General features: G+C 42.1%; 10 protein-coding genes and 1 pseudogene. 6 read left to right on the top strand and 5 right to left on the bottom strand.

Annotation, left to right across the window (positions count from 1 at the left end):
• Positions 1-245: pseudogene (locus H6G41_RS29290) on the bottom strand (photosystem II D2 protein (photosystem q(a) protein)); the annotation flags it as partial.
• Positions 246-638: 393 nt separating this feature from the next.
• Here H6G41_RS29290 and H6G41_RS29285 point away from each other — a divergent pair.
• Entirely contained in the window at positions 639-911 is a 273-nt protein-coding gene (locus H6G41_RS29285; protein WP_096646489.1) for a hypothetical protein, read from the top strand.
• 13 nt (positions 912-924) lie between these two features.
• On the top strand, positions 925-1,596 hold the full coding sequence (locus H6G41_RS29280) for an ABC transporter ATP-binding protein (protein ID WP_190751230.1): 672 nt from the start codon (positions 925-927) through the stop codon (positions 1,594-1,596).
• Between the two features lie 83 nt (positions 1,597-1,679).
• Here the strand turns inward: H6G41_RS29280 and H6G41_RS29275 are convergent, their stop codons facing one another.
• On the bottom strand, positions 1,680-1,862 hold the full coding sequence (locus H6G41_RS29275; protein ID WP_190751228.1) for a hypothetical protein: 183 nt from the start codon (positions 1,860-1,862) through the stop codon (positions 1,680-1,682).
• 270 nt (positions 1,863-2,132) lie between these two features.
• Positions 2,133-2,492, bottom strand: a complete 360-nt coding sequence (locus H6G41_RS29270) for a hypothetical protein (RefSeq protein ID WP_190751226.1) — start codon at positions 2,490-2,492, stop codon at positions 2,133-2,135.
• A 236-nt stretch (positions 2,493-2,728) separates the two neighbouring features.
• On the opposite strand from H6G41_RS29270, the gene H6G41_RS29265 reads away from it, so the two are divergent.
• Positions 2,729-4,225, top strand: a complete 1,497-nt coding sequence (locus H6G41_RS29265; protein WP_190751234.1) for an aminotransferase class I/II-fold pyridoxal phosphate-dependent enzyme — start codon at positions 2,729-2,731, stop codon at positions 4,223-4,225.
• A 179-nt stretch (positions 4,226-4,404) separates the two neighbouring features.
• On the opposite strand, the gene H6G41_RS29260 is transcribed toward H6G41_RS29265, so the two are convergent.
• Complete coding sequence (locus tag H6G41_RS29260) at positions 4,405-6,570, bottom strand: outer membrane protein assembly factor (protein WP_190751224.1); 2,166 nt, start codon at positions 6,568-6,570, stop codon at positions 4,405-4,407.
• A gap of 152 nt (positions 6,571-6,722) precedes the next feature.
• On the opposite strand from H6G41_RS29260, the gene H6G41_RS29255 reads away from it, so the two are divergent.
• Positions 6,723-8,084, top strand: a complete 1,362-nt coding sequence (locus H6G41_RS29255) for a lipid-A-disaccharide synthase-related protein (RefSeq protein ID WP_190751222.1) — start codon at positions 6,723-6,725, stop codon at positions 8,082-8,084.
• Positions 8,085-8,171: 87 nt separating this feature from the next.
• Here H6G41_RS29255 and H6G41_RS29250 read toward each other — a convergent pair whose 3' ends face one another.
• Positions 8,172-8,891, bottom strand: a complete 720-nt coding sequence (locus H6G41_RS29250; RefSeq protein WP_190751232.1) for a response regulator transcription factor — start codon at positions 8,889-8,891, stop codon at positions 8,172-8,174.
• Between the two features lie 534 nt (positions 8,892-9,425).
• Between H6G41_RS29250 and H6G41_RS29245 the strand changes: the two genes are divergently transcribed.
• Complete coding sequence (locus H6G41_RS29245; protein ID WP_190751220.1) at positions 9,426-9,611, top strand: hypothetical protein; 186 nt, start codon at positions 9,426-9,428, stop codon at positions 9,609-9,611.
• 711 nt (positions 9,612-10,322) lie between these two features.
• On the top strand, positions 10,323-11,723 hold the full coding sequence (locus tag H6G41_RS29240) for an ATP-binding protein (RefSeq protein ID WP_190751218.1): 1,401 nt from the start codon (positions 10,323-10,325) through the stop codon (positions 11,721-11,723).
• Positions 11,724-11,740 lie beyond the last annotated feature (17 nt).

Below are 11,740 nucleotides of genomic sequence, written 5' to 3'. Positions count from 1 at the left end.
TCTGCTGGGGTGGATACGGCTACTGTGATGAAGTTACAGCCTTCTAAATAAGAAGATGCTAAACCGTGGGTGTACCATGACGTGACGAAGGTTGTGCCTGTTAACCAACCGCCTAGTGCTAGGAAAGCGCAGGGGAATAATAAAATCCCTGACCAACCAACAAACACGAAGCGATCGCGCTTCAACCAGTCGTCTAGAACGTCAAACCACCCTCTACTGGGGGCGCGTCCAACTGCGATGGTCATTAGAGGAAATCTCCAAAAATTTATAAGTACAGGTTTTTACTTCTGTATTATAGATCGCTATTAATCTGTAGCTTTCTATAGACAGAAAGTTTACTGGGTTGTCAATCCAGTTTACAATTTTTTACTGACTCTAATCATATTAAGTGCAAATCTCTAATTTTTCTAGGTCAAATTTAATTTTTTTTAACATTTGTTATAGATGGGCATTGGGCATTGGGCATTGGAGCCAGGGGGATAACTAACAACTAACTGTACAGATAAGGGTTATCGCGTCTCTGACAACTGACAACTGACAACTGACAACTAACCATTGACTATTGACTGTGGACTCTACACCAGTATTCTGACGGCTAGCGCTAGAATGAGTCCTACAGTTAAATTTTTTCATGCTAAATGTTTACCATCGACTTAACCGTCAGAAACACTGCTTATCCATTATCAGTGCAACGTAAGTCAGCAGAGGATGCTGAGGCTGTTTACCAGTTAATTTTGGCAGCAATGCGGTCTGGTAACCCTGACATTGTGGAACTAATATGTGAGGGCAAGACAGAGAAAAAAATTGCTGTTCGTGCTAGTGAAATTTCTGGGGTGCAGATTCTTCAGAAAGATGGTGTCACCACTAGTAGTGGTAGACCACCTGGTTTTGTGGCTCTAACTAGTGAGTGAGCAGGTTAGATAAATGGCGGAAGTGGGCATTGCAGTTCGTGATTTACAGTTCAATTGGCCTAGTGGTGCGAAAGCAATTAAATCTTGCTCTTTAGAAGTGCCTAAGGGCGAATTTTGGATGCTTTTGGGTACTAATGGTAGTGGGAAATCAACATTACTCAGATTGCTAGCAGGACTATTAGCTCCCACATCAGGCGAAATTCGGGTTTTGCATCCCGTTGGCTTTGTATTCCAAAATCCCGATCATCAATTGGTAATGCCAACCGTTGGTGCGGATGTGGCTTTTGGATTAGTGGAAGAAAAATTACCGCTTGCTACAGTCAGAGCCAGAGTAGAGGAGGCTTTAGGCGCAGTTAATTTACAATCGCTGCAACGCCGTCCTATTTATGCTTTGAGTGGGGGACAAAAACAACGGGTAGCAATTGCTGGTGCGATCGCTCGCCAATGTGAAATCCTTTTATTAGATGAACCTACTGCTTTATTAGATCCCGATAGCCAACTGGATTTAGTAGCTAGCGTGCATCGCTTAGTCAAAACGCGGGGAATCACAGCTTTGTGGGTAACCCATCGCCTTGATGAGTTGAATTATTGTGACGGAGCTTTTTTATTAGAAAATGGCTCTTTAGTAGATCAAGGTGAACCACTACGCCTGAAACAACGGCTAATTACAGTGCCTAGCGAGTAGCGTTGACCTAGATATCTTTAATATGACAATTGCACCCATTCTTTAGTTCGTTTGGGTGTTTTTATTGGGTTTGTTACCAAAATTTACACGCCCTTGGCTGTGCCCTTGTCCTGCTTAATCTGGGGAATTACCCCGGTTTTTGTCCAATTTCCGGGAAATCGATAACCCTGGGCTGTGCCCTTGGCTGCGATCGCTTGGCGTAGTGACCGGAAAATCGCCTTGGCTTGGGCTAGTACCATCCACCTTGTAGCCCGGGAATTAACCATAATCCGGCGAATCTTTGAATTATGGCTGCGGTTGTGGACTTTTAACAATCCTGTGATCGCCTAGTATTGTGAAAATCTGAAATGCTAGGTTTTTCCAACTTTTCCCCTTCACGGGGATGGAAACACAGTACTTTCGCCTGTATGAGTCGCGCCAGCAGAAGTTTTCTCATTCTTACCCGCAAGGGGATGTAAACATTCATCGCCAGATAGTATCTAATTTAGGATCTACGCATCAAAATTCTGAGAAAAAATTGGAGGCAAAGTATACAATTAACGCTGCCAATCATACATTAATCGTCCATGACGATCGCGCACAAGTTCCCATTGTCCGTAACGATATGGTTGTCCGCGATAATGTGTAGAGCGATAGCGTCTTCTATGATAATGATGACGATTGCGGTAGCGTTGATAATATTGGCGATGCCGTTGCCGTCTATGATAACGTCTTCGAGTATGTCGATGAGCTAACAACAGCTCTTCACTTTGCTCTCCAGCTAATTGTGTCTGTGCATCAACACCCTGTTCAAGCACATTATTCACAGTATTATCCTTGGCTTCAGCAAAAGCAGGTGGATAAATCAAGGCTAATAGCAGGAATACAATTGACGATAGCTTTTGGAAACGGTTCACGTTGTTGCTGTTCCTAGACTATAGGTAATAATTTCATTTAATACTTAAGTTGAATAACTATAGAGTTCAGAATTTACCAACGTGAATAAGGCAAATGTAATCAGAGTAACTAAATTTGAAACTAGTGTTGACTGTTGACTGTTGACTGTTGTACGGGCGGGTTCACAGATATCCTCACTGATTCATAAAAATCTCCCATAAACCCGCCCCTACTGACTGTTGTTTAACTAGTTATGATGCTCAATCAAAACCAAACACCATTAATCGCCGCATTAACAGCCTGTACCACAAATCCCCACGCGCCTTTTTACACTCCCGGACATAAGCGCGGACGAGGAATTGCTCAACCTTTGGCTGATTTGCTTGGTCAAGCTGTGTTTGGTGCTGATTTAACTGAGTTAGGAAATTTAGATAATTTGTTTGCACCCCAAGGCGCGATTCTGCAAGCGCAACAATTAGCGGCTGAAGCTTTTGGTGCGAAACAAACATGGTTTTTGGTCAATGGTTCTACCTGTGGGATAGAAGCAGCGATTCTCGCTACCTGTGGCACAGGCGATAAAATTATTTTGCCGCGAAATGTCCATTCATCTGCGATCGCCGGTTTAATTCTTTCCGGTGCTATGCCAATTTTCCTCAATCCTGAATATGATGCAGTTTTAGATATTGCCCATAGTATTACACCTGAAGCTGTTCAAGCTGCACTGCAACAGCATCCCGATGCCAAGGCGGTGTTGGTAGTTTACCCAACATATTACGGTGTTTGCGGTGATTTAAAAGCGATCGCCCAAATTACCCATGCATATAATATTCCCTTACTCGTGGATGAAGCCCACGGCGCGCACTTTGCTTTTCATCCCGATTTACCTACCCCAGCCTTAGCCGCAGGTGCAGATTTAACAGTCCAATCCAGCCACAAAACCTTGGCTGCAATGACTCAAGCTTCGATGTTACATCTGCAAGGCAACAGAATAGATAGCGATGGCTCCGCCAACACTTTCAGTGAACGCATAAATAAAGCTTTGCAATTAGTCCAGTCTACCAGCCCCAGTTATATACTCTTAGCTTCTCTAGATGCAGCCCGTCAGCAAATGGCACTGGAAGGCAAACAGCTAATGTCACGCACATTGGAATTAGCAGAGTTAGCCAGAAGCAAAATTAGCCAAATTCCCAGATTATCGGTTGTAGATATGCCCAAAAGCCCCACATCTGGCTTTGTCGCTTTAGATCGAACCCGCCTCACAGTTACCGTTTCCGGCTTAGGTTTAACGGGATTTGCAGCGGAAGAAATCCTAGATGCAGAACTGGGCGTAACAGCAGAATTTGCATCTTTGCAACATCTCACCTTTATTATTAGTCTCGGTAACACCCCAGCCGATATTGAAAAATTAATTCAAGGTTTTATCACCTTAGGGCAGATAAATTTACCCCCAGCTGCAAAAACCAAGTCAATTTTCTGGGATAATATTTTTAGGCTGGGTAATTATGTGCAAATTTCACCCCGCGAAGCTTTTTTCACCCCTACAGAAACTTTACCCCTAGAAAAAACGCGCGATCGCATTTGTGCAGAAATCGTTTGTCCCTATCCCCCAGGCATACCAGTACTAATGCCAGGAGAATTAATTAGTCAAGGTGCTATAGAATACTTACAGCAAATCGTAGCTACAGGTGGATTTATTACAGGCTGTCAAGATTTGAGCCTTTCCAGCCTGAGAGTATTGCGATCGTCTGAGTAACAAATATCAGCGAGCTTCAGAATTTCTCATAGAAAAAAGGCAAGGGAGCAGGGAGTAGGGAGCAGGGGGACAAGGAATTTTAGATTTTAGATTTGCGATTTTGGATTCCAATCTAAAATCCAAAATCCAAAATCCAAAATTGTTTCAATGCCCAATGCCCAATGCCCCATGCCCAACACTTAAAACCGCTGACCAATACCAAAATGTACTCGGCTTTCCCCTTGGTCGTTGATACCGTAGTCAGCACGCAGTACTCCTAAGGGCGAGTCGAGGCGGACTCCTGCACCGTAACCAAAGCCGTTACCGGGTTTATCTCTTGCGCCGGCGGGATCTCCGATGACGGTATTACCAGAACCCAAGTCTGAAGCATAGTCAGCAAATAGCACGCCTCCCACAGCAGAGACGATGGGAAAGCGGTATTCTGCGGAAGCTAAGACATAACTGCGTCCAGTGCCAACCGCCCCAGTGTTATAACCGCGCACTGAATTAGCACCGCCTAAATTAAAGGCTTCATAAGGGGGTAAATTTCCTAGCACTGTACCAGCTTGGACATTGACGGCAAATACTTGCGGTTTTTGGCTGCCAAATAAATTGACTGGTAAATACTGGCTGTAATTCGCTTGCACGCGATTCATGGAAATATTCCCTTGACCAATGGGAACTGATTGTTCTGTACTTAATTTTAAGACAGAGCCTTGAGTCGGATTGATGGGGTTATTCCGTCGGTCTTGGGTAGCGGTGAAAGATACTGTAGTTAGGTCATCAATACCCGTACCGCTGGCGGTGAGGGGATTTCCTTGGGCATCTTTGGCGGCGACATTACCTTGGCGATCGCGAATACTGATGCGATTATAGTTAAATCCTAGGGATGTATCCCAATCATCTATTGGTCTTTGTAAGCTGACGCTACCGCCAATCCGACCTTCTCTAGCTCTGTCGCCGTTTGCTAGGGTAATTTCATCGTCAAATATTTGCGATAGTTCCCGACGACGAAAAGCACTGATAGTATATCCTAAGCGATCGGGGTTAGTTTCCCGATAGGGACTGCTATATTTGGTGTCAAATTGGAAGTCACGCAACCCCACACCAACATTCAAACCTAAAGTATTGTTAACGCCGCCGACATTCTGGTCTTGATAATTTAACGTACCTAAAATACCTTGGTCAGCGTTGTAACTACCACCGACATTAACTGCACGCGCCCCAGTTTCTTTGAGTTCGTAAACTAAATTTACCTTATTTGCATCTCCTTCCAAGGCTACATTTACAGTCTCAAATAAGCCTGTGCGATATAGTTGTTGCACATCTTGGCGGACAGTATTTTCTTGGAAGACTTGACCGGGTTTGAGCTTTAATTGTTGGCGAATAAAATCGGGTTTGGTGCGTCCACTGACTGGATTACCTTTGCTATCAACGGTTTTACCATCGTCGTTGATAAAGCGGAATTTGATATCGCCTACCAAGCCTTCGGCAACATTAATATTCAAAATGCCTTCGCGGTTAGGTTTAATCGATACCACCCTAGCGAGATTATAACCATTATCGGCATACCATTTATTAATATTTTGGACTGCTTGCTGGAGTGTCGCCGGACTAATAACAGTACCGATTTGCGATTGGAAGTAGCTTTGCGCCACTTGATAGGTCAGTACCTTTGCTCCCGAAAGTTGCAGCGATCGCGCTACTACTGGTTGCACTTGATATACTACATTGATGCCAGCAGGGGTAATTCGGCTATTGACATTAGCACTGGTAAATAAACCAGTCTCCAAAATTGCCGCTACATCTTTTTGTAGCTGACTTTGACTGGTATCTCCGCCTTTTTGGGTTTTAATTACTTGGCGAACTATCTGCTGTAATTCTGCACTTGCGCCCAATATTTGCACATCTGTAGCTGTGACAACTAAATTATTGTCAGTAGTCGCCGGAACCGCAGGTTTAGCCGTTGGTGTCACATTCTGAGCTTGAATTTTTGGCACTGTCACCTTAGAATTCCCCTGTGTCCCCTTTACCACAGAAACAGGTAACACCACCTGTACAATCTTTTGTGTCTTATCTTGGTTGGTGAGCGCAGTCGAACCACCCTTATCCCCCATCCCTGAGGAACTATGACCAACACCATTGGGCAAAACTACAGGATTTTGCGAAAATTGTTGAGAAATTACGGTTTCCGGTGCTGAAACTGCTTCTTTGCGTGCTGGGGTTTCTTCAACTACCGGAACTACCAAATTACTCGCTTTATCAGTGGGAATGGCATTTGTAGTCGGTGCAGCCATTGCTTGCTGAGTGGCACTATTCGCCGCCAAAGTCGCTAAAGTAAAAATTGCAGCAGAAGAAACTCGCATAATATTCAGCCTATATAGCCTAATTTACTGGTAATTATTGGTAGTAAGGTAAGTCAGTGGGGATAATAATAACTTTCAGCTGCTTAAGCTATTATCAGCCTTTTTTCTACCTCTTTTCTACATAGACATTTAAATATAATTTTTTGTTTCTCATGAACGATTTATCTCCGTTATCTGTAGCATCTCAGACAAAATCTCCGGATTCACGTTTGCAATTACTTGTTTTAAGCAATGGACATGGTGAAGATATAATTGCAGTCCGGATTTTACAAGCATTATTAGAACAATCAAACCCACCAGATATTTATGTATTACCTCTGGTGGGTGAAGGATATGCTTACCAAAAATTAAATTTACCGATGATAAGTTCAGTGCAGGCTATGCCTTCTGGCGGTTTTGTCTATATGGATAGCCGCCAATTAGTTAAAGATGTTCGTGGTGGTTTATTGCAACTTACCTGGAGTCAAATTAAAGCTGTACGTCGGTGGGTGAGACAGCAAAAAAAATTAGGTAATCAAGCGGGTATTTTAGCTGTAGGAGATATAGTTCCGCTATTATTTGCTACTTTTAGCGGTGCTAATTATGCTTTCGTGGGGACAGCCAAATCAGAATATTATGTCCGCGATGAAGTTGGATTAATCCCACGTAAAAATAAAGGTGCAAAATGGGAAAACTTTTCCGGTTCGATTTATCATCCTTGGGAACGATGGTTAATGAGTCGTCCCCGTTGTCAAGCGGTATTTCCTAGAGATTCATTGACAGCAGAAATCTTACAAAAGTTCCAAGTTCCAGCTTTTGATTTTGGTAATCCGATGATGGATGGCTTGGAACCTTCCTTTCCTACAGGACGGTTTTACACTGCGGATATGCAACAGCAAGAAATCGCTCGCCCTTTAATTGTCACTCTCCTTCCTGGTTCCCGTGCGCCAGAAGCTTACAATAACTGGGAAATGATTATGGTTGCGGTGTCTGCATTAATCGCCAGTTTCCGAGAACGGGATTCTGTTTTTTACGCCAATGGGAAAGTGGTATTTCTAGGCGCGATCGCTCCTAGTTTGGACTATCATAATTTCACCCAAACTCTCTCTCAGCAAGGCTGGCGTCCTCAATCAGAACCGCCAGTGCAACTTGGTGACAGTAATTGCTTGACATTTAAGCAAAAAAATGCATATTTGGTATTGACGCAAAATGCTTATAACGACTGCTTGCATTTGGCAGATTTTGCGATCGCTATGGCCGGGACAGCCACCGAACAATTTGTAGGGTTAGGAAAACCTGCGATCGCTATTCCTGGTTCTGGGCCCCAATATAATCCTGCTTTTGCTGAAGCGCAAAGTCGCCTTTTAGGGCCATCCTTGATATTAGTAGACCAGCCAGGAAAAGTTGCCAAAATAGTGCAATCCATCTTCAAAAATCCTGATAGCTTGCATTTAATTGCCGACAACGGATTACGGCGCATGGGTCAATCAGGTGCAGCGCGACGGATTGCTGATTGTTTACAATCGAAATTGTAAATTGGTCAGTTGTCAGTTGTCAGTTGTCAGTTGTTTTCTCCCCTGCGCACTGAGCGGAGTCGAAGTGCGCGGAGTCGAAGTGCGTCCTCATCCCACCAAACCCGAACGCAAGGCGCGAACCGCAGCTTGGGTACGGTCATCAGCGCAGAGTTTATTAAGGATGTTACGGACGTGGGTTTTAACTGTACCAACTGTGATGTAGAGTTTTTCGGCAATTTGTCCGTTACTGCACCCAGCAACAATTAATTCCAAAATTTCGAGTTCCCGTTGGGTTAAGGGGTAGGTTTCTAAAACTTGCTCGTACTCTGATGCCAAAGCTTCTATTTTCACAGTCTTTGGTTTATCACTGTTAGCAGCTTCTCCTGGCAAACCTTGACGCATTTTCCGTAAAACTACGTTTGCGATCGCAGGATCGATCCAAGAGTTACCAGTATAAGTTGCTTGAATCGCTTCTGTTAATCTAGTGATGCTCGTCTCTTTCATGTAATAAGAGTCCGCTCCAGCCGCAAAAGCAGCAAGTACGGCATCTTCTGTATGATCCATTGTCAGGATGAGAATTTTGGTGGCTTGGCCAGTTTCCGCTTGCTGACGTTTAAATTTGCGGGTAAGTTCAATGCCATCCATATCCGGTAAGCCAATATCTACCACAGCTACATCTGGCTTCGCCGTTTCTAAAAGTTTCAATCCTTGGGTAGCATTTGCCGCTTCCCCAATCACTTTTACTCCTGTCTGAGATTGGAGTGCCGCTCTTAGCCCCATGCGGGTGAGATCGTGATCCTCAATTAAAATAATGCTAATTTCACTCATTGCAACGCTCACGTTTTTTTGGCTCCAGTTTGGAAAATACTAACTTATGTAAGCTCTTTATTTCTTTTTACCAAACCAAAGATAGATGATATTTACACTACGGTGCATCCACCGATAGAAATAATAAATTTACTAATTTCAGTTCTTGGTAGATGTAAAAATCTAGCCAGAGATGTATGGATATTTTAGGAGAAAATTTGAAATATTAAGACATAATCATGCTTTTTGTGTTCTGGTGTCTTGATTCAAAGAGATTATTACTCATCAGGTTGATTCAGTGAAAATACATTAATTTACATATTGGCTCATCAAGCCGGGCCAGCGGAGTCAGCAAGCATGGTAACGCAGTTGGCAATAGGGGGTCTTTCTTGGCAAAGTAACTGCTGTGTATGGTATCTTGGCTTGAGGTGCTTGGGGTTTAAGATTTAATATTTATTCAAGATTCGGGACTTTAGATTGTCTTCACGATAAACTATTCAGTTTTTATAAATGCATTATGAGGGGCTTATTTTTGTTATCAAAACTTTAAACTAAATGGAAAATTTAAAAAATCATAAACATAAAATAGCTAGAGACAAAATTCAACGATGCTCGCAAGGTATTGTCAACCAAAATATTGACCTCCCCACCACAAATGATGATTGCGACATTGTTGTTGAAAAAGCAAATCATAAAATTATTGCATTCTGCCAAACTCTAGCAATTGGCGAGCGTCATTAGCCTTGTGGCAACCGCAGGAGGTACCATTACTGAATAATCAATTCCCTCGCTTTATTGGCTGAGCGCAATCGTTGGCGCAGAAGACGCACCAGAAGCCAAGCAACCTGATGAGCAAAAATACTCAAGCTTATGGTACATAATGGTTAGAATGCAACTCAGACCAATGACTGAGGACAGGATCTCACATGCTTATTTAGAATTGGGTTGTAGCTGGATGCCAGTAGTTGATTTTACTGTGTATCGGCTGCGTTTGCTATGGAGGGTTAATAACTAACTATTTGTTAATTACTAATCATTACGGAGAAATTTAGATGGAGTTTTCGATGATTTCTAGTTTTCCATAAGCTAACTCTACTGTAAATAGGTTGTTAATACTTATATACAAATAAGTTAACTCAATTAGCTAGAAAACACCATGAATTACATCAACTAAATCTCTAATCAAGTAATTAATATAATATGAAATACTCAAGTGAAATAGTTTATCATTGAAATTTTAAAATTTTAAATTACCAGAGTCAACCCTTGCCAACTTAGTAGACACATAATTTTTTAATTGGAGGTTGGGAATTAACAGCAAAGCTGGTGAATAATAACATATTACACATTAGCGAGCATTACCCAGTCTCAAATTAAAAATGAATTAACTGAACATTCTGAAAACGGTAATGCCAAACATCAACCTGTATCTGACAGCGAAAATAAAAGCCGATGGAAGAGACGCTGAAAATATTAATTGTAGACGACGATGAAGTAGACCGCATGATAGTTCGCCGTGCCCTGACTCAAGCAGGTGTACCCTTAGAACTATCAGAAGTAGGCGTCTGCAATGATGCGATCCATACTCTAAGAAATTCTCAATACGATTGCGTATTTTTGGATTATCGCCTACCAGATGCAGATGGCTTAACCTCGATCCGGAAGTTACGGGCATTAGAAATTCAAGTGCCAATAATAGTACTAACTGGACTAGGTGATGAACATATCGCTGTTGAGTTGATGAAAGCAGGTGCTACCGATTATGTAGCTAAAGCTAGAGTATCTCCAGAAAGACTCTCCCAGGTTTTGCGGAATGCAATTCGCATTCACCGCGCTGAAATGCAGACAGTTTTAGCTCATCAACAACTCCAAGAAAGTAACGAGCAATTAACTCGTCAACACCAAGAACTAGAAAGACAACGCCAACAAATTCATCTCCAAAATTTAAGATTATTAGAAGCATCACGGCTCAAATCGCAGTTTTTGGCAACTATATCCCACGAATTGCGTACTCCCATGAATGCCATAATTGGCTTTTCTCAAATATTACTTCGTCCTAAATTTGGTCAACTGACCCATCAGCAAAAGGATATGGTAGAACGTATCCTCAACAATGGCAAACATTTACTGATGTTATTAAATGAAGTCTTAGATTTTTCTAAATTAGAAACAGGACGGTTTGAATTAAAACCAGAATTATTTGATTTACCCAAAATAATTGCAGATACAGTAGCAGAAGTCCGGTCTTTAGCAGAAGCTAAAAGATTGTCTTTATTCGTTGACATCAACTTAGCAAATCCCCTGATTTTTAATGACTCAACTCGCGTCCAACAAATTTTAATTAATTTACTTTCTAATGCGATTAAATTTACTGAATCTGGTAATATTTGGGTTGAGGTCAATGAAATTCCCCACAATAAAATAGCAATTACTGTGCGGGATACAGGTATTGGCATAGCGTCGCGGGACTTCAAAATAATTTTTGAAGCTTTTCGTCAGGTAGATCAAACTATTACTCGGAAATATCCGGGTACGGGTTTGGGTCTGTCAATCATAGATTCATTAGTCAGAATGATGGGTGGTAAAATTATTCTCAAGAGCCAGTTGGGGGTAGGTTCATTGTTTAGAATTGAATTGCCACGTCAAGTAACAGCATCAAATTCAGCATTGGATGATGCAGCATTGAATGGACTAGCAGATTATATTTTTTGTTCGGCGGAAAATCCCCATCCCTCCCAAGCCCAATCTCAACCACAGCCTCATACTTCTCATAATCAACCTAGCCAACACCAACATTCATCTCATCAAAAATCAGGCAAAGTATCAATAAGTTCTGCTAAATTCAATTTATAAAGTTAATTGTAGAAATA

This window comes from Tolypothrix sp. FACHB-123 (assembly GCF_014697075.1).
GTDB lineage: Bacteria > Cyanobacteriota > Cyanobacteriia > Cyanobacteriales > Nostocaceae > Aulosira.
This window is presented reverse-complemented; position numbering and strand designations above follow the sequence as displayed.

Bases quoted from the DNA above. Each gene is read 5' to 3' on its own strand.
- H6G41_RS29285 (WP_096646489.1), top strand. From the start codon at position 639: ATGTTTACCATCGACTTAACCGTCAGAAACACTGCTTATCCATTATCA.
- H6G41_RS29280 (WP_190751230.1), top strand. From the start codon at position 925: ATGGCGGAAGTGGGCATTGCAGTTCGTGATTTACAGTTCAATTGGCCT.
- H6G41_RS29275 (WP_190751228.1), bottom strand. From the start codon at position 1,862: ATGGTTAATTCCCGGGCTACAAGGTGGATGGTACTAGCCCAAGCCAAG.
- H6G41_RS29265 (WP_190751234.1), top strand. From the start codon at position 2,729: ATGCTCAATCAAAACCAAACACCATTAATCGCCGCATTAACAGCCTGT.
- H6G41_RS29260 (WP_190751224.1), bottom strand. From the start codon at position 6,570: ATGCGAGTTTCTTCTGCTGCAATTTTTACTTTAGCGACTTTGGCGGCG.
- H6G41_RS29255 (WP_190751222.1), top strand. From the start codon at position 6,723: ATGAACGATTTATCTCCGTTATCTGTAGCATCTCAGACAAAATCTCCG.
- H6G41_RS29250 (WP_190751232.1), bottom strand. From the start codon at position 8,891: ATGAGTGAAATTAGCATTATTTTAATTGAGGATCACGATCTCACCCGC.
- H6G41_RS29245 (WP_190751220.1), top strand. From the start codon at position 9,426: ATGGAAAATTTAAAAAATCATAAACATAAAATAGCTAGAGACAAAATT.
- H6G41_RS29240 (WP_190751218.1), top strand. From the start codon at position 10,323: ATGGAAGAGACGCTGAAAATATTAATTGTAGACGACGATGAAGTAGAC.